General features: G+C 65.1%; 17 protein-coding genes and 1 pseudogene. 10 read left to right on the top strand and 8 right to left on the bottom strand.

Features of this window, described 5'->3' with window-relative positions:
- The first annotated feature begins 96 nt into the window (after nucleotides 1-96).
- From ACWGST_RS02985 to ACWGST_RS02995, 3 genes are all read left to right on the top strand, one after another.
- Nucleotides 97-696, top strand: a complete 600-nt coding sequence (locus tag ACWGST_RS02985) for a carboxymuconolactone decarboxylase family protein (RefSeq protein ID WP_452045155.1) — start codon at nucleotides 97-99, stop codon at nucleotides 694-696.
- Nucleotides 697-698: 2 nt separating this feature from the next.
- Nucleotides 699-1,574 carry an RNA polymerase sigma-70 factor gene (locus ACWGST_RS02990; RefSeq protein ID WP_452045156.1) on the top strand — a complete coding sequence of 292 codons (876 nt, stop codon included), beginning with the start codon at nucleotides 699-701 and terminating at the stop codon, nucleotides 1,572-1,574.
- 96 nt (nucleotides 1,575-1,670) lie between these two features.
- Nucleotides 1,671-2,960 carry a serine hydrolase domain-containing protein gene (locus ACWGST_RS02995; protein WP_452045157.1) on the top strand — a complete coding sequence of 430 codons (1,290 nt, stop codon included), beginning with the start codon at nucleotides 1,671-1,673 and terminating at the stop codon, nucleotides 2,958-2,960.
- Nucleotides 2,961-3,077: 117 nt separating this feature from the next.
- On the opposite strand, the gene ACWGST_RS03000 is transcribed toward ACWGST_RS02995, so the two are convergent.
- Both ACWGST_RS03000 and ACWGST_RS03005 read right to left on the bottom strand, forming a co-directional pair.
- On the bottom strand, nucleotides 3,078-3,674 hold the full coding sequence (locus tag ACWGST_RS03000) for an NADPH-dependent FMN reductase (RefSeq protein ID WP_452045158.1): 597 nt from the start codon (nucleotides 3,672-3,674) through the stop codon (nucleotides 3,078-3,080).
- Between the two features lie 100 nt (nucleotides 3,675-3,774).
- Nucleotides 3,775-4,209 (bottom strand): DUF6326 family protein, encoded by a 435-nt coding sequence (locus tag ACWGST_RS03005; protein WP_452045159.1) that lies wholly within the window; start codon nucleotides 4,207-4,209, stop codon nucleotides 3,775-3,777.
- A 155-nt stretch (nucleotides 4,210-4,364) separates the two neighbouring features.
- On the opposite strand from ACWGST_RS03005, the gene ACWGST_RS03010 reads away from it, so the two are divergent.
- Both ACWGST_RS03010 and ACWGST_RS03015 read left to right on the top strand, forming a co-directional pair.
- Nucleotides 4,365-5,030, top strand: coding sequence for a TetR/AcrR family transcriptional regulator (locus tag ACWGST_RS03010; protein WP_452045228.1), 666 nt, complete (start codon nucleotides 4,365-4,367; stop codon nucleotides 5,028-5,030).
- Nucleotides 5,031-5,102: 72 nt separating this feature from the next.
- Nucleotides 5,103-5,375 (top strand): hypothetical protein, encoded by a 273-nt coding sequence (locus ACWGST_RS03015; RefSeq protein WP_452045160.1) that lies wholly within the window; start codon nucleotides 5,103-5,105, stop codon nucleotides 5,373-5,375.
- A 40-nt stretch (nucleotides 5,376-5,415) separates the two neighbouring features.
- On the opposite strand, the gene ACWGST_RS03020 is transcribed toward ACWGST_RS03015, so the two are convergent.
- The 5 genes from ACWGST_RS03020 to ACWGST_RS03040 form a co-directional block, all read right to left on the bottom strand.
- Nucleotides 5,416-5,754, bottom strand: a complete 339-nt coding sequence (locus ACWGST_RS03020) for a hypothetical protein (RefSeq protein WP_452045161.1) — start codon at nucleotides 5,752-5,754, stop codon at nucleotides 5,416-5,418.
- Between the two features lie 14 nt (nucleotides 5,755-5,768).
- The gene (locus ACWGST_RS03025; RefSeq protein ID WP_452045162.1) at nucleotides 5,769-7,040 is read right to left on the bottom strand and encodes a hypothetical protein; all 1,272 of its coding nucleotides are present in this window, start codon (nucleotides 7,038-7,040) and stop codon (nucleotides 5,769-5,771) included.
- 142 nt (nucleotides 7,041-7,182) lie between these two features.
- Nucleotides 7,183-7,410, bottom strand: a complete 228-nt coding sequence (locus ACWGST_RS03030) for a hypothetical protein (RefSeq protein WP_452045163.1) — start codon at nucleotides 7,408-7,410, stop codon at nucleotides 7,183-7,185.
- A 187-nt stretch (nucleotides 7,411-7,597) separates the two neighbouring features.
- Nucleotides 7,598-7,960: a hypothetical protein gene (locus ACWGST_RS03035; protein ID WP_452045164.1), complete on the bottom strand. Its 363-nt coding sequence runs from the start codon at nucleotides 7,958-7,960 to the stop codon at nucleotides 7,598-7,600.
- 35 nt (nucleotides 7,961-7,995) lie between these two features.
- A complete protein-coding gene (locus ACWGST_RS03040) occupies nucleotides 7,996-8,898 on the bottom strand; it encodes an SDR family oxidoreductase (protein WP_452045165.1) in 903 nt (300 codons plus the stop codon).
- A 97-nt stretch (nucleotides 8,899-8,995) separates the two neighbouring features.
- Here ACWGST_RS03040 and ACWGST_RS03045 point away from each other — a divergent pair, with 97 nt between their 5' ends.
- A complete protein-coding gene (locus tag ACWGST_RS03045; RefSeq protein ID WP_452045229.1) occupies nucleotides 8,996-9,625 on the top strand; it encodes a hypothetical protein in 630 nt (209 codons plus the stop codon).
- A gap of 138 nt (nucleotides 9,626-9,763) precedes the next feature.
- Here the strand turns inward: ACWGST_RS03045 and ACWGST_RS03050 are convergent.
- A pseudogene (locus ACWGST_RS03050) lies at nucleotides 9,764-9,994 on the bottom strand (hypothetical protein); the annotation flags it as partial.
- An 886-nt stretch (nucleotides 9,995-10,880) separates the two neighbouring features.
- Between ACWGST_RS03050 and ACWGST_RS03055 the strand changes: the two are divergent.
- The 4 genes from ACWGST_RS03055 to ACWGST_RS03070 all read left to right on the top strand — a co-directional run bounded on the left by ACWGST_RS03055 (nucleotide 10,881) and on the right by ACWGST_RS03070 (nucleotide 17,669).
- Complete coding sequence (locus ACWGST_RS03055; protein ID WP_452045166.1) at nucleotides 10,881-12,737, top strand: DUF4209 domain-containing protein; 1,857 nt, start codon at nucleotides 10,881-10,883, stop codon at nucleotides 12,735-12,737.
- A gap of 145 nt (nucleotides 12,738-12,882) precedes the next feature.
- Nucleotides 12,883-14,115, top strand: coding sequence for a DUF262 domain-containing protein (locus ACWGST_RS03060; RefSeq protein ID WP_452045167.1), 1,233 nt, complete (start codon nucleotides 12,883-12,885; stop codon nucleotides 14,113-14,115).
- Nucleotides 14,096-14,818, top strand: a complete 723-nt coding sequence (locus tag ACWGST_RS03065; RefSeq protein ID WP_452045168.1) for a hypothetical protein — start codon at nucleotides 14,096-14,098, stop codon at nucleotides 14,816-14,818. Before ACWGST_RS03060 ends, ACWGST_RS03065 begins: the two co-directional genes overlap by 20 nt.
- 184 nt (nucleotides 14,819-15,002) lie before the next feature.
- Nucleotides 15,003-17,669, top strand: a complete 2,667-nt coding sequence (locus tag ACWGST_RS03070) for an ATP-dependent Clp protease ATP-binding subunit (protein ID WP_452045169.1) — start codon at nucleotides 15,003-15,005, stop codon at nucleotides 17,667-17,669.
- Nucleotides 17,670-17,690: the final 21 nt, after the last annotated feature.

Raw genomic sequence — 17,690 nt, forward strand, 5'->3', positions numbered from 1 at the left:
CACCGGGATGTCACAACCACGCGACATCCGGTGTCTTCATGTCGACGGATCATCCGGGAACCGAACCCCTGGCCGTCGATACCGCAGGAGGACACGATGACCACCCAGACCCGCATCCCGCCGACCGAGCTCACCGGAGTCTTCGGCGCGATCGTGAAGGTCGCGGCCCGTCGCATGATCGGCCGGGTGCCCGACTCGATGGGCGTGCTCGCGCACCACCCCGCGCTCATGCGCGCCTCGATGGGCATCGGCCGCAAGATCGAGGCGCTCGACGAACTCGACGCGAACCTCGCGAGCTACGCGGGGATGGCGACGGCGGCGTACATCGGCTGCAGCTGGTGCCTCGACTTCAACTACTACAAGGCGCACAACGAGGGCCTCGACGAACAGAAGGCGCGGCAGGTGCCGGTCTGGCGCGAGGCATCCGTGTTCACGCCGCTCGAACGACAGGTCATGGAATACGCCGAGGCGATGAGCCAGACCCCGCCCGCCGTCACCGATGAGCTGTCGGCCGCGCTGCTCGACGCGCTCGGCCCGGCCGCGCTCATCGAGCTCACCGCCAAGGTCGCGTTCATGAACATGAGCTCGCGCATGAACCTGGCGCTCGGCATCCATTCCGAGGGGTATGCGGACGCGTGCGAACTGCCACCGCTTGCCAGTCGGTCGGATGTCGCGACCGACGTCATAGGCTCGTGATCATGACCGACGATCCGTTCGTCACCCACCGCGGCCTGCTCTTCACAGTCGCGTACGAGATGCTCGGCTCTGCGGCCGACGCCGAAGACGTGCTGCAGGAGTCCTGGCTGCGGTGGGCGGATGTCGCGCGCGACGAGGTGCGCGACCCGCGCGCCTACCTCGTGCGCATCGTGACCCGTCAGGCACTGAACCACTTGCGCACGATGTCGCGGCGGCGCGAGTCGTACGTGGGGGAGTGGCTGCCCGAACCACTGCTCACGAGTCCGGATGTCGCGGACGACGTCGAGCTCGCCGAGAGCGTGTCGATCGCGATGCTGACGGTGCTCGAGACGCTCGGCCCGACCGAGCGCGCGGTGTTCGTGCTGCGGGAGGTCTTCGACGTGCCATACGACGAGATCGCGGCGGCGGTCGACAAGTCGCCGGCGGCCGTGCGGCAGATCGCCCACCGGGCGAAGGATCACGTCGCCGCCCGGCGCCCGCGGGTCGCGGTCGAGCGTGCCGAGCAGGAAGCCGTCGTCGCGAGGTTTCTCACGGCGGTCAACTCGGGCGACCTGCAAGGTCTGATGGACGTCCTCGCACCCGACGTGGTCTCCGTCGCCGACGGTGGCGGGCTCGTGAAGGGTGCCGCGCTCCGGCCGATCCACGGTGCCGACAAGATCGCCCGCTACCTGCTCGGCGGTCTCGCGAAGCTCGGGCTGCCGTTCGAGGCGAGGCCGACGTGGGTGAACGGACACCCCGCGATTCGCGGCGAGGTCGACGGCGAGCTCGCCGGTGCGATCTGCTTCGAAGTCGAGGGCGGCAAGATCACGCGGATCTTCTCGATCGCGAACCCCAACAAGCTCGGGCATCTCGACGAGGCGGCGCAGCTGGTGCGGTAGACGCGGTGCACGGTGCGGCTGAGCGCATCTCCTCGCAGCCTGGCCGACTCTCTCATAGAGTGAGCACAGCCGGGGGCCGAACGACGGGGGATTTGAATGTCGAGCAACGCCAGCCGCACACGGTTCTTGACACTCGCGCTCGGCGCGATCGTCATCGCCGCTTTGAGTGCCTGCAGCATCGGACCGGGCAGCAGCTCGCCATCCGCGACATCCACCGCCGGCGACGGTTCTGACGGCAGCCTCACCGTCGTCGAAGACGGGCTCGACGCGGCCACCACCGAACAACTCGGCGCGGCCGCGACCGATGCGTTCGGCGGCGTCAGCGCGCCGGGCGCCGTCATGGCGATCCGCACGTCCGAGGGCACGTGGGCCGCCACGATCGGCTTCCAGGACTGGGATGAGACGGTGCCGATGACCGCCGACGTCAACCAGCGCGTCGGCAGCGTCACCAAGACGTTCACGGTCACGGCGCTGATGCAGCTCGCCGAACGAGGCGACATCTCGCTCGACGATCCGATCGAGATGTACGTGCCCGGCATGCCGAACGGCGATGCGACGCTCTACGAACTCGCCGCGATGCGCAGCGGCATCCCTTCGTACACGTTCAACGAGTCGTTCCAAGACACGCTGTTCAGCGACCCGAACCACGTCTGGACGCCGCAGGCCCTCGTCGACCTCGTGAAGGGCGTTGAGCCGATGTACGCCCCGGGCGCCAAGACCTTCTACTCCAACACGAACACCGTGCTGCTCGGCATGGTCATCGAGCAGGTCACCGGCAAGCCGATCCAAGACGTCATGCGAGAGCAGATCATCGAGCCCCTGGGTCTGGCCGCCACCGAGTTCCCGACGGATGCCGCGTTCCCCGAGCCGCACGCCAGCGGCTACACGACCCAGGGAACCGACGACGGCGTGCCGGTCGAGGCCACCGACTGGAATCCTTCGTGGGGTTGGTCGGCCGGCGCCATGATCTCCGACCTCGATGACCTGCTGGTCTGGGGTGAGGCGCTGGTCACGGGCGAGGGACTGCTCTCGCCCGAGTGGCAGGCCAAGCGCCTCGACTCGTTCGACTTCGACGTGCCGGTGTACCTTCCCGACGGTTCTGATGGCGCGCAGTCAGCGGCCCGCGCCTACGGCCTCGGCCTCGGCTTGGCGCTCGGCTGGTACGGCCACACCGGCGAGCTGCCCGGCTACAACACCGTCGTGCAGCACCACCCCGAGTCGGGCACCACCCTCATCGTCATGGTCGACAGCGACATCAAGTCGGGGGAGTGCCCGGATGGCGCCCCGACCACGCCCGGAGGGCGCACCACCGGCCCATGCTCGGATCCGGCGGTCTACATCGCCGACGCGCTCGCGGAGGCCATCGGGATGCCGCTCACCGAGTGACGGCGGGTGAGTGGATGCCGCGTCCGGCGGCATTTCGCATGGCAACCCGTGACTCCGATAACGTCGTCGCACCGCTTTACTCCGATGACGCGTCACACCGAGGACGTGCGGATCCGCTCAGTGCTCCGGTCTCGGCACCACCGTCAGCACCCGCTCGATGAACATGTAGAACTCGTCCATGAAGTTGCGCAGGAAGGCGGCGGTGCCGTCGTTCGTCACCTCCCCGTCGTCGGTGATGAGACCCGGCGTCATCTGGATGTACGCCTCTGGCGCGTTCATCTGCGGTGAGTCGCAGAACGAAAGCACGCTCCTCAGGTTCTGCTGGGCTACCGCAGTGCCGAGGTGGCCGGTCGACGCGCCGATCACGGCTGAGGGCTTGCGGGTGAGCGAGTTCTGCCCCCACGGACGGCTTGCCCAGTCGATGGCGTTCTTCAGCCCCCCGGGGATCGAACGGTTGTACTCGGGGGTCACGAACAAGACGGCGTCGGACGCCTTCACGGCCTGCTTGAACGCGCGTGCGACCGGCGGGAAGTCGCCGTCGTAGTCGTAGCTGTAGAGCGGCAGGTCGCGGATCGGGATCTCGGAGAACTCGAGCCCGGCCGGCGCCAGGCGGATCAGCGCCTTCGACAGGGTTCGATTGATCGATGATTCAGCGAGACTGCCGACGAAGTACCCGACCTTGTAGGGAGGCTCGGGCTCGATGATCTGGGCCATGTCATTGCCTTTCTTCATGAGAGGCGCGACGCGCAATCCTGTTGAACGGCGAGCGATGCGCAGCTCCAGTCTTCACCCGCCGTCGTCAGAAATCATCCCCTCATCGTCGAGGCCACGTCCAGGCGGAGCGCAGGATGAAGGCCAGCAGCAGCACCTCGAGTCCGATGGAGATGCCGTAGAAGAATGCCCACTCCCAGGTCGCCCCTGCCGCGTTGAAGACCGAGTAGGGGATGTAGAGCGATGCCACGATGAGGTTCGTGGTGCGGTTCACGCGGGCGGGCAGCGTCATGGAGAGCATCACCATCAGGGCGGGGATCGCCACGGACGCGAGCATGACGGTCAACAACGTCGGGCTGACGTCGAACCTCCAGACGAGGCCGTTGAGGATGCCGTCGACGACGCCGGGCTTGTAGAAGTTGAGGACGTCGACGTAGACGTAGAGGAACATGAAGCTGGCCCACGCGGCGGCGATCTTGGCCCGCACCGGGACCGGCGAGTTGTCGAGCAGGTTCGGGGTGTTCGTTCGGTTGGTCATCGGTTCTTCCTTCACGAGAGCGGTCCGTCCGCCGGAGTGGCGGCGGGTTTGGCTGCGTGCATCGTACGCGTACGGTGTACGCGTACGATGTACTATGGCGCGTACGCTGTACGCTTGTCAAGTCGGTCGAGAGAACGAGGAGACCCGTGTCTGCGATGGAACAACGCCAGGTCGCGTCAGACGCGGGACTGAGCAAGCAACGAGTGGCGGTCGAGGCGGTCCGGCTCGCTGACCGCGACGGTGTCGACGGGCTGAGTATGCGCCGGCTGGCCGGCGAGCTCGACGCGGGGGCGATGACGCTCTACCGCTACGTGGCGAGCAAGGAGGAGTTGCTGGACGCCATGATCGACATCGTGTTCGAGGAGATCGAACTCCCGCCCGAAGATACCGACTGGCAGTCAGCGATGCGACGGGAGGCGCTCTCCGCCCGGCAGGTTCTCGCACGCCACCCGTGGGCGATCAGCCTGATGGAGTCGCGGACATCGCCGGGGCCTGCGAACCTCCGCCACCGCGAAGCGGTCACCGCCTGCCTGCGAAGGGCCGGCTTCTCGGTCCTGACGGCGACGCACGCCAACTGGTTGCTCAACAGCTATGTCTACGGTTACGCCCTGCAGGCAGCCAGCCTGCCGTTCGACACCGCCGACGAACTCGCGGACATGACCGAGGACGTCTACCTGCCCCTGCTTCCTCCTGACGAGTTCCCGTACCTCAATGAGTCCGCCGCGGGGCTCGTCGCCGCCGGTTACGACCCGGCGGAGGAGTTCATGTTCGGCCTCGACCTCATCCTCGCCGCCCTCGAGCCGCTGAGGGCCTCCGCATAGCGAAGCTCATGGACCGTTGCCGGAAGACTGAGCCAGAAGGCCCTCAATGTCGAGCCGTGCCATGCTCGTTCCGTGAGATCAGTCGCCCTGCCCGTCGCCGCCCTGGTGATCGTTGCGCTCGCCGGGTGCACCTCCGCACCATCATTCGACGACATGCGAGGGGCTTTTCCTGGTCAGTCAGACGAATCACTGAACGACTTGGCATTGACCGTCTGCCTGCTTCTGGAGAACGTCAACGACGACTCTGCCGAGGCGAGCAAGCTGTTGGTGAGCGAGGTCAAGGTGACTCACGAACAGGCTGGGGTCGTCGTCGGGTATGCAGCGGCCGAGGTGTGCGAACGGTAGCGAAGGGCCTACGAATGGCGGCGACCCGCAGATCCGTCTGTTAGAGGTTCAGCTCGGCTTCGTATGCGGATGCAGCTTCGTCGATCTCCCACTGTTCGACGAACGAGTCATCGGGGATCAGGTAGGGGCGGTCGTACGCGCTGCCGTTGGTGCACATGTAGTCGTCGTGCCAGTCGTCGTTCATGGTCGGGTCCCAGTAGCATTCCCACCGCTCGACAGCTGGTTCGACGTACTCGACGGGCGGCTCGGGGGCGACCTCGACTGGCTCGAGCTCGGTTTGTTCGTAGTTGTCGATGCCCTCGTCGCTGCTCGAGCATCCGGCCAGGAGGTAGACCGAGGCGACGGCTAGAGTGGCGATGATGGCGGTGGGATGCTTCACGATTGGTCCTCGGGCTACTGTCCGGCCGCTTCCTCGTCGGACGCAGGTGCCCCTGCCGGTTGCATGTCGCGCTTCTTCGGCTTGAACAGACCCGCGACGCTCCCGCTCACGTTCTTGACGGTGGTGAGGGCTCGTGGCTCGTCCGGGATCCCATCCCCGTCGAGGTCGACGCTCCGGAACGGGCGCGTGACCGAGCCGGCGGCGCTCGCGACGCCGCCTCCCACAGTGCCGGCAGTGTCGGCGATCCAGCTTCCCGTCGCCGTCGCGGCGTCCTCCAGAGCTGCGAGAGCGCGGTTGGGCTCGGCTTCCATGTCGCTGGTGGCGGACGTTGCCTTGACGGCACTGGTGAGGTGGGCTGGGAACTCCTCCGGGGCATCCGCGAACGCGACCCGGGCGGCATTGATGACGTCGCGACCGAACGCGAAGCGTGTGACGCCGCCTGCCAGGGCGGCGACCCCGTACTCGATCGTTGCCTGCTGCTTCCCGCTCAGATTCTCGCGCACGGCATCCAGCTGACCTGTCTGGATGGTTCGGACGAGGCTCTGCGCCGCGCCTCCTGGCAGCGTGTCGGCGAGCGTGTTCGCCCAGTGCGACCAATCGGTGCGGCCAGCAGCGACACGGTGTCCGACATCGACGACGCCTCCTGCAGACACGGTTGCGATGTCCGTTGCCATCATCGCGATCTGCTGCTGGCTGACGCGTTCGTTCGTCAAACCGTAAACGAGGGCGTGGGCCTGAGCCTGGTCGAGATCCATTCCGTGGATGTCGGCGATTGCGAGGCCGAAGATCGCGGTGATCTCGAACTGCAGCTGTTCATCGCCCGCAGGCAAGAGTCCTGCGATCTGCTGAGCGCCATTCTTCGCGGCACCCAGTGCCATGCCTTTCGCGGCCACTTTCACGGCCGACTTCGCAGCCTCCTTGCTCGCCTTCTTCGCCGCCTGTTGGCCTGCGCTCTTGACACCGGCTGTGGCGGGCCCAGCGATGGGAATCATCGCAATCGCGACATCGGCCGCGATCGCGCCTGCCGCGATGACCGCACCCGCGGTCGTGATCGCGGTGGCGTAGTTTCGTTCAAGCATCCGGATCACCTCGGCGGGCGTCGCGTCTGGACGCCGGCGGCGGAGTCGCACAACATACTTGCGAGCGATCGAGTGACGAGCGCTGACCGCCTTCGTGATGTCGCGCGTGGCGACCTCGTCGGTGACCTCCGCTTCCAGTGTGATGGCCTCGATGGGCGCGAGGTCTGTCACAGCGACAGGGGGCATTTCGGGCGGGGTCGTGGACATGACGTCGGGTCTCTCTTGTGCGGGGCAGGGCTGGCTGTTTCGGGCTGTCTTCCTCAACGGCTCGACGCCCATGATGGCGGTTCCGATGTCGACTTCGCATCGCCAGGCGGCACTCGCCCCCGAACTGGGGGCACGAACGTCGTCAGCGGCTGACCCGCAAGTCCCGCCACCCGAACCGCCCGGCCTCGGGCAGACTCGCCCGAATCTGCTCGGCCGTGAGCCTGCGCCGCGGCCGCAAGTCGTCGGGCACGGATGCCGCGGGCGGCGCGGCATCCGTCACGCCCTCGGCGAGCATGCGCACCTGGGACTTCGCGACGAGCGGCACCTTCATGGTCCACTCGGTCACTTGCGCGAGCGCGTACTGCGCCATCCAGGTTCGCTCACTGACTCTTTCCCTCGGCCGCCGCGAGAGCAACTGCTGTTTGCACGCTCCGATGCCACTCCTGCCAGAACATCTGCCAGCCCTCTCGTTCGAACGGGTCGGCGACGGTCTCCCTGCTCGGAGATCGCTCGTGGAATGCTTCGACCTGACACGCGAAGCTGAGTACCGCATCACGTCACTGCGCACGCGTCGTGACCGCAGTGACCTCCCCCCGACGAAGCGTGACGAAGTCGCCAACTGTGACGACCGCCAGATCGACTCCCTGCGTGCAGCCGCTGATGCTGCACCGGTCGCCGTCGGGATAGACGAAGAATCCGCAGTGCGGAAGCAGCTGATTTTGGTCCGCAAGCTCCCCGCCCGGCTCGTAGTTCGCCTCGAGCGTGCGCAAGAGAAACAGACCGGCCGCCGTCAATGTCAGCTCACCATCATCAGAGCTGACCAGGTCTTTGTCCCCGACTCGCAACTGCACCTCGCCGTGCGCGCACTGATCAGCGGCCCCCGAGAGCCACGCCGGATTCACCGCCTGAAGCACAATCACGCCCCAACGATCTCACGACGGTCGTCGTTTGATCGTCAGTGACTGACCCGCAGGTCCTTCCACCCGAACCCGCCGCCATCGGCGGGCAGACTCGCCCGAATCCGCTCGGCCGTGAACATGCGCCGCGGGCGAAGGTCGTCGGGTACGGATGCCGCGGGCTGCGCGGCATCCGTCACGCCCTCGGCGAGCATGCGCACCTGGGCTTTCGCGACGAGCGGCACCTTCATGGTCCACTCGGTCGCCTGCGCGAGTGCGTACTGCGCCCACACCGGCCACGGCACCACGACGACGCGGCGTTCGAGAACGGATGCCACGCGCCGCACGGCCTTCGACAGCAGGAGCTGCTCGGCGCCGACGACGGCGACGGTCTCACGCGGCATCCGCCCGTCGATCGCGGCGACGAGGATGTCGGTGAGGTCGTCGATCGGGATGGGCCGGATGGGCTTCTCGCGGAAGCCGACGGTCGCGAACACCGGCAGGGTCTGCACGGTGTGGCTGAGGTGGTCGATGAGGTGGTCGCCGCGGCCGTAGATCATGCCGGCCTTGAGGATCGTGTAGTCGAGGCCCGAGTCGCGGATCAGCTCTTCGGCCGCCCATTTCGACTCGTGGTACGGGGAGCCGCAGTCGGGTCGCGCTCGCAGGAAGCTCAGCATGATGATCTTGCGCACCCCGGCGCGCTTGGCCGCCTCGATCACGTTCGCGGTGCCCTCGATGTGCACGCGCTGGTAGGTCTGGTCGTCGATCTCGCGGTTGATGCCCGCGCAGTGCGCGACGACCTCGCACCCCTCGAACGCTCGCGTCAGCGCGTCGACGTCACCAGTGTCGACGCCGGCGCGGCGAGAAATGACGACGGATGCCTCGGGCCCGAGCCATTCGGCCAGGTGGCGTCCGACGAAGCCGGTGCCGCCGGTGATCGCGGTGCGGGGGTGTTGGGTCATGACTGAGACCGTAGTATGCGTGTGAGCCCGCCCAAGGTGCGTCTACTCGACTGCCGCTAGTGTCGGCGTATTGTTCGGGGGTCGGTGTGGGCGAAAAATGAACGATCAGTTGGCGGGCGCATGGTTGGGCGTCATTGGCGGTGTCTTTGGAGCACTGTTCGCGCTCGCGGGCGTTTGGTTGAGCGAGATTGGGCATCAGAAGCGAGCCAAACAGGCGGCGGACGCCCTCCTTTCGGCCCGCGCAGAAGACCGTCGTGCTGAGCTATGGCAGATCTCGCTACCTGCGGTTGGCCGAGTGCAAGAGCTATTCGCCACTGTTGTGCGCCTCGCCAGGATCGAGGACGATGAACCTGGCACGGACTTCAACGAAGACTTCCCCGAGTGGTGGAAAGGTAAACGTATATCCCTTGATCGTGAAATCGCGCTGCTGCCTTCGCACGAGTTTCGGGAAGCGTTAACGTTGGCGGCCAACGGGGTAGACGGCGCCTATGCCCTCAAAGACGGTTGGAGTCTCCGCCACACAGTGGAGCGCGCCGCACACATCGGATTCGACCTCGCGTCAGCTTGGCTGCGGGACGAGTGCTCGTTGGACGAGACTCTTCACCAGCGGGTCACGAGCCTGGGAGTGAGGCTCCGCGAGATTCATGAGACTTACGCGGGTGAACTTGAGATGCAACTGGACCCGAAAGGCTACGGAATGCCGGCGTCTCCCCGGCAACCATTCTGACTCCTCGGGCCGTTCGTGGCTTTCATGCAGGTTGCGGCACAGTGCCAAATCCCCGGGAAGCTCAGCATGACTACCTTCTCGCACGCCGGCGCGCTTGGCCGCCCCGATCACGTTCGCGGTGCCCTCGATGTGCACGCCCTCGTACGTCTGGTCGCCGATGATGCGGTTGATACCTGCGCAGTGCGCGACCACCACGCACCCCTCGAATGCCCGCGTCAGTGCGTCGACGGCACTGGCGTCGACGCGCGTGCGGCGCGAGACAACGACGGATGCCCCGGGCCCGAGTCGTTCGGTCAGGTGGCGTCCAACGAATCCGGTGCCACTGGTGAATTTGCCTGGGAGGGCGGTGGCAGTGCCTAGGACTTTCATCTCGGACCACTAGATATCCGGCGACACGCCGTCCACAACACTAGATATAGGGGTAGTCGAACGTATTTTCGAGGTGCCGGATGTGCGCAGCGCACACCCGGGATCTCTATGAAAGGAGGTGAGTGAATTGGCCGCTAAGAAGCAAACCGTTTTCAAGAGCGCGTCGAACGGGCAGTTCGTGAGTGCAAGCACCGCGAAGGCCCGTCCGACGACTACGTACAAGACGACGGTCACCAAGAAGTCCGGGAAGTGACGCTGAGGTGACCTGAGGGGCGGGGACTCGTTTAGCAGACGGGTCCCCGCCTTGGTCTGTGCAAGCTAGCATGCCGGATCCGGACGTGTCGAGAACATTCCACCGTGTCAACGAAACCTTCGTCGGTGTGGCTGAGGTGGTCGCCGCGGCCGTAGATCATGCCGGCCTTGAGGATCGTGTAGTCGAGGCCCGAGGAGCGGGTCAGCTCTTCGGCCGCCCATTTCGACTCGTGGTACGGCGAGCCGCAGTCGGGCCGCGCCCGCAGGAAGCTCAGCATGATGACGAATGCCTCGGGCCCGAGCCGCCCGGCCAGGTGGCGTCCGACAAATCCGGTGGCACCGGTGATCGCGGTGCAGGGGTGTTGGGTCAGTCCGCGAGTTTATGGTGTCTCCACTTACGACGTGATCCACGCGTTACCGGTCGAGCTCTACAGGGGCCGGCTTGGAGCGGCTTGCGCTGGGACCTCGTCGTAGCTTGGTGATCGGTCGCACCGCACCACATCAAATGCAACACCACGACCAGAAGGCGTCCGATGGATGCCACTCGACGTCAGCTCCAGTTAGCGCCGGCTACGGTGACGTGAGCGACCGCGAAGTCGGGCCAGATGTCGGCGAGCGACAGTACGGTCTTCTCATGCCCGAAAGCGATTCGAACGCACTGCACAGAGACGCCGAAGTCCTGGCAATTGCTAACGAACGCGCGGTGTTCGTTGGGGGCGATGGTGGCCTCATCGGGCTGAGCGGGCGCCTCACCCTACTAGCGGCCGAGCTGCAGGGAGGCCAAGACGGGATCCTCGCACTGCTTGCACAGATTGCGGACTACTGGCTTCGGCCAGGCGATTGGGTTGAACCATTCGGACCCGCGGTTTCGTTGGCAGGGCGTCGCACTCAGATACCCAACGATCTTTCTGCAAACGATCTGGCGAGACTGCGGAGTGTTGTGGATGACATTGAGCATCCGCTGCTCCGAGGTCGCGTTCACGACGTTCTGTTTCTGCACGCGAGCGGGGCACAGCGCGTAGACCACGCGAAATCTCATATTGAAGCCGTGCTCGATTCGGGCATTTCAGAGGAGGCCTGGGCCCTTGAGATCGGCGCGTGGGAGCGTGCTATTCTCGTCGCTCGCCGCCTCAGCAAGGCGACCGCGACTCAGTTGGCCCTATTGGAGCATCGGCTCCGGGACGTAATCGAAGTGGAGCAAACCGGCTTCGCCGCGTTGAGGGCAGCTGAGTTGCTTTGGCATCTCCGGCGAAGCGCTGAACACTCGCAGTCGATAGCTACTCGTCTGGTTGCGATCGCGGATAGCTCGAGGGAACGCCAGCGCGCTCGTGCGTATCGAGAGAGCGCGGCAGGGTGGTTCCGAGCAAGGGGCGATGCCGTTGCCGCTGATGAGCAGATCGTGCTCGTGGTCAACAGCCTCGTCGGAGAAGCAGAAGAGATTGCGCGATCTGGCGACGCGAGCGGCGGAGCTCGCGCATCGCATCTGTTCGAGCTCGCGCTCCAGCGAGTGCGCACCCTTCCGCGTGCAGTCCGTGAACGGGAGGGCGTCTCGAAATTGCCCGCACATTTGGCGAGGCGAATCCGCGAACTTGGTGCGGCTCAGCTGGAGACAATGCAGTCGTTCTCCTCCAAGTCCATTGATCTGGCCGATGTCGCCAACGAAGCTGCAGAGTCTGTCGCCGACCGGCCTGCACCGGAGGCTCTTTTGCAGTTCGCAGCACTTCATCCATTGGTCGATTTTGCGAAGGAGAAGTCCAGCGCAGAGGAGCTGATCAACAAGCACCCCCTGTCACGCTTCTTTTCGCACATCACCTACACGAGCGATGGTCGAGTCGTTCACCGAGACAGCGGTCAGGGTGGGACGCCGATCTACGGTGTCGACCCAGCTACCTGGCGCCAGATGGTGCAGAGCTACGTATGGCGAATTGGGTTCCTCGTGCAAGGCATGATCTGGCCGGCGTATGTGCAGCTAAGCAATGATCACCGGCTGCCGCCGAACGTATTTGAAACGATTGTTCGAGGATCCGCGATCGTGCCCGACGACCGAGTCGGGCAGTTCGCTCGAGGTCTCTATCTCGGCTACACGTCCGATTTCGCAACGGCGGCACATCTCCTTGTGCCTCAGCTGGAGAACCTGGTTCGGGTCCACCTCGGGAACGCAGGCATCGCGACAACAAGAATGGAGAACGGTGTCGAACACGAAGTCGGTTTGAGCACCCTCATGGAGCGAGACGGCGTAGTGGACATCTTCGGCGCTGATCTCTGCTTCGAACTCCGCGCGCTCCTCTGCGGTCCGCTTGGTCCGAATCTACGAAACGAACTTGCACACGGGCTCCTGAGCGACGCGGCCGCATCGAGTGTTACCACCGTCTACTTGTGGTGGTTCGCATTGCGCCTCGTGTTTGTCACGTTCTGGAACTCGCGCCACGACACGGATGCCGCGGAGGCAAGGGAACCCGCAGGCCGCGAGGGAGAGTCGAACGCATCATGATTGGTCGCGGATCAAATGCGTCGGCACGCTACGTCGGTGCCAGCCTCCGCGTACGGCATAGGTTGCTGCGAGCGCGCGTGTCCTAACTGGCGCGAGTTTGGTGGGGCCGTGGCACAAACGGGAGGCTTCCTGCGATGATGGCGCCGTGACAGTTGATCAGGTTGAGCAGGAATTCGTGGACGATCAGGACGAGGTTGTTCTGATTCCAAACCAGGGGGAGTCCGAGGCAGACGCACCGCCGCCCATCGAAGGCTTCAGCGCTTCGGTGAGTGGGACGGACTGGACGGTTGAGACGCTCGTCAATCAGATGAGAAAGGGTCGCATCGACCTAGATCCGGCGTTTCAGCGACGGAACGCTTGGCTTGCCAACCGAAAAAGCAAACTCATCGAATCGATCATTCTTGGCTTCCCCATTCCTCAGATTGTGCTCGCCGAGAAGCCGGGGCAGCGGGGCCAATACTTCGTGCTCGATGGCAAGCAACGGCTGCTTGCGCTCCGCCAGTACTTTGCCGACCCGAGCGAGCAACGTGACTCAGCCTTCGAGCCGCTGGCCTTGACGGGTCTGGAGGTTCTGAGTGAACTCAACCGGAGTGATGTGAATGAGCTGGAGGAAAATCGCCCGGATTCCTACAGCGCGCTCGAAAACGCCACCATCCGGACGGTCGTGTTGAGCAACTGGAACTCAGAGTCACTTCTCCTTTCCCTCTTCTTGCGACTCAATACTGGAAGCGTCGCCTTGTCTCCTCAGGAGCTGCGCCAAGCGCTTATTCCCGGCGACTTCATGCAGTGGATTGACCAGACGTCCGGATCATCAGAATCCCTTCGTAAGCTCCTCGGGATCGATCACCCGGACCGGAGAATGGTCGATGCCGAACTCCTGCTGCGGCACATCGCCTTTAGCGTTTCTCCGTTGCCCTACCGAGGCAACTTGAAATCATTCCTCGACGACACCTCACGCACCTTGACGGGTGCCTGGGCGTTGGAGCAATTCCGCCTGAACGACGCTTACGACGACTTCAGTGCAGGATTGGAGTGCGGGGAGCAACTGTTCGGCCCCCGGTTCTGTCGCAAATGGACCGGCTCAGGCACCAGTCCATCGAACGGGCGCTGGGAGCGAGCCCTCAACCGAGCCGTGTTTGATGTCCAGGCGTACTCGTTGAGCATTCCCACGGTCCGTGAGGCGATCGCTGCACATCCCGATCAGGTGCTGAGCTCCTATCAACACCTCTGCGTTACCGATGATGCCTTTGTTCGATCAATAAGCGCGACGACCAAGACTGCCGACGCATTCATTACTCGGCATCGGGCGTGGCAGACAGTCGTGCAGCAGGCAACTGGCGTTTCATATGACTTGCCCGGTGCTCTCCGTCGTGGCTAATCACCCGCTGCTCGCTGAGGTGGAGGAGATAGACACGACGCTTCTGACGTCGGTCACAACAATCCCGCCAGATCGGTTGAGGTCGGACGAGCGCACGATGACACGAGCGTACCTTCTGGTCACGCATGCAGTGCTCGAGGAGCGGATCGAGAACATCTTTCTCGCCCATTTCTTCAATGCGCGAGCGGTGATCGATTCGGGATCAGCAATCCCCGCAGGCCTACTGCCGTTCTACTCCGCCGCACTGGAATGGGCTGGCATTGACCCTCCGACGTATGCCAAACGAACCTGGCGCGGCTACATGTCGTCTTCGGTCGCGGAGGCTCATGTCAAGAGCGTGATCCAGAACAACCATGGCCTCAAGCGCAATAACATCCAGGACCTCGCCAAGCTTGTAGGCATCGAATGGGCAGCCATCGATGATGCGCCGGGTGTTGAAATATCTGCACTCACGACGCTGGGGGCGAAGCGCGGTGCCGCGGGACACACCTCGCCCTTCATCGGGCCGGACCAAGCCATAACCGAAGAAGAGTATCCGGCGAATGTTCGAGAGTGGGTCAATAACGCAGTTCGGACCGTGATTCACCTCGAGGATGTGATCAGCCAAATGTGTGCGACACAGACAGCTCACCCGAGCGACGCGCATCGACAAAGCCTGATGCGTCGATCGAGGGCGCTCCGTCGAGCACGTCTGGAGCCATAAGGATCGCCGAATTGAGACTGGTCGGTCAACTGAGTGACCGCTGCACCGCTTGAACGCCGAGGACCCAGGCTGGCGGGAAGACAGATCGACGCATGTAGTAGCCGAGACAGTCAAAGCCGTGGGAATACCCGCGTCCTCTCAGCGTTGAACTTGAGCGTACCCCACTCAACTTCCAGGAGGATTGGTGCCCGAAGACTTCAACCCCGAAGCCGGCGCGAGCTCGTTCGACGAGTTTCTCGCCCGCTATCTCGCGGGTGAGCAGGCGCGTCAGGCTCGGTCGATCGACCTCAGCCGGTTCCTGACCGCCCGTACTCAAGGCATCCTGCGTCAAGCAGGACGCTTCGCGCTCGAGCGCGGCCAGACCGAGCTCGACGCCCTGCACATCCTGCGCGTGATCGTCGAAGACGAGAGCGTCAAGCAGGCGATCGCCCGCATCGGGGTCGCCCCCGAGCGGCTCATCACCGCGACCGAGGCGCGCCTGCCCGCTGCCATTGATCTCGATGAGGACACCCTTCGACAGGCTCAGGGAGCAGCAAGCATCACCCCGAGCGCCTCCCGCGCGCTGTTCCACAGCTACCAGGTGGCGCGCTCGGCCGGCTCGACCTACATCGACCCCGAGCACCTCTTCTTCGCGCTCGTGCTGGGGCAGGATGCCCCTGCCGGGCAGGTGCTCGCGCGCGCCGGCGTCACCGCCGAGGCCCTCACGCAGGGCATGCGCGAGACGGTCGAAGCGGGCATGCCGGGTGCCGACGAGGACTCCCTTCGACAGGCTCAGGGAGCGGATGCGACATCCGAAACGCCGATGCTCGACAAGTTCGGCACCGACCTCACCGAGCTGGCCGCGAACGGCGAGCTCGACCCCGTGATCGGCCGTGCCGACGAGATCGAGCAGACCATCGAGATCCTCAGCCGTCGCACCAAGAACAACCCGGTGCTGATCGGCGAGGCCGGCGTCGGCAAGACCGCGATCGTCGAGGGCCTCGCCCGCGCGATCGTCGAGGAGTCGGTGCCCGAGGCCCTGCTCGACAAGCGCGTCATCTCGCTCGACCTGCCCGGCATGCTCGCGGGCACCCGATACCGCGGCGACTTCGAGGAGCGCCTCACCAAGACCATGGAGGAGATCGCCGCGAACAAGGGCGAGCTCATCATCTTCATCGATGAGATCCACACCGTGGTCGGGGCCGGCGGCTCGGGCGATGGTGGCACCGACGCGGGCAACATCTTGAAGCCGCGCCTCGCGCGCGGCGAGCTGCACCTCGTGGGTGCGACGACGCTCAAGGAGTACCGCAGCATCGAGAAGGACCCCGCCCTCGAGCGCCGGTTCCAGCCGGTGCGCGTGGGGGAGCCTTCGATCGAAGACGCCGTGCTGATCCTCCACGGGCTGAAGCCCGCCTACGAGGAGCACCACGGCGTGCAGTACACGGATGCCGCGCTGCGCGCCTCCGTCGAGCTGAGCGCCCGCTATCTCACCGACCGCGTGCTGCCCGACAAGGCCATCGACCTCATCGACCAGGCAGGCGCGCGTCTGCGCCTGAAGCTCGGCATGAAGACGGATGTCTCCGCGCTCATCGCGCGACTCGCCGACCTCGAGGCCGACAAGAACGCCGCCGTGAGCGCCGAGCACTATGAGGAGGCCTCGCGCATTCGCGACGAGATCTCGAAGGTGCAGGCTCGACTGGATGCCGCGACATCCGCTGGTCGAGGAGCGACGCAGGAGCGTATCGAGACCTCGTCACCTGGTCTCGATACGGCCGCGAGCGGCCTACTCGACCACCGAAATGTGATCGACGAGGCCGAGATCGCCGCGGTGATCTCGCGGGCCACCGGCATTCCGGTGAACCGCCTCACCGAGAGCGAGCGCGAGCGCCTCGGCGACCTCGAGGGCGAGCTGCACGCGCGCGTCATCGGCCAAGACGACGCGGTCACCGCGGTCGCCAAGGCCGTGCGCCGCAGCCGCACCGGCATGGGCGATTCCAAGCGCCCGGTCGGGTCGTTCCTGTTCCTCGGGCCGACGGGTGTCGGCAAGACCGAGCTGGCGAAGGCGCTCGCTGCGAGCCTCTTCCCTTCGACGGGCTCAGGGAACGAGAACGTCGTGCGCTTCGACATGAGCGAGTTCGGCGAGCGGCACACCGTGTCGCGGCTCGTCGGCGCCCCTCCCGGCTATGTCGGGTACGACGAGGCCGGGCAGCTCACCGAGCGCGTGCGGCGCAACCCGTACTCGATCGTGCTGTTCGACGAGATCGAGAAGGCGCACCCCGACGTGTTCAACCTGCTGCTGCAGGTGCTCGACGACGGACGCCTGACCGACGGCCAGGGCCGCACGGTCGACTTCCGCAACACGGTGATCGTGATGACCTCGAACCTCGGTTCGGAGTTCCTCGCGTCGCGTTCGGGAGCGCTCGGCTTCGTCGCGTCGACGGATGGCTCGGGCTTCTCGTCGCAGGATGACGTGCGCAACCGCGTCATGGGCAAGGTGCGCGAGGCCATGCGCCCCGAGTTCCTGAACCGCATCGACGAGATCGTGCTGTTCCAGAAGCTCGACGAGCCGCAGCTCGCGCGGATCGTGCGCCTCATGCTCGGCGCCACCGCGTCGCGGCTCGCCGCGCGCGAGGTCGCCTTCGAGGTGACGGATGCCGCGGTGGCGCTGCTGGCCGAACGCGGCTACGAGCCCGAGTACGGTGCCCGGCCCCTGCGCCGCGTCATCCAGCGCGAGATCGACGACCGCATCAGCGACCTGTTCGTGAGCGGTGCGCTCGGCGACGGCGAGGGCGTGAAGGTGGATGCCTCGGGCGGCGAGTTCGTCGTGACATCCATGCCCCGTGCGACCGTGACGGTGCCGCTGGCGGCGTAACCGCCTTGCCGCGTCGCACGT

It is taken from the genome of Agromyces sp. NPDC055520, from assembly GCF_053619715.1.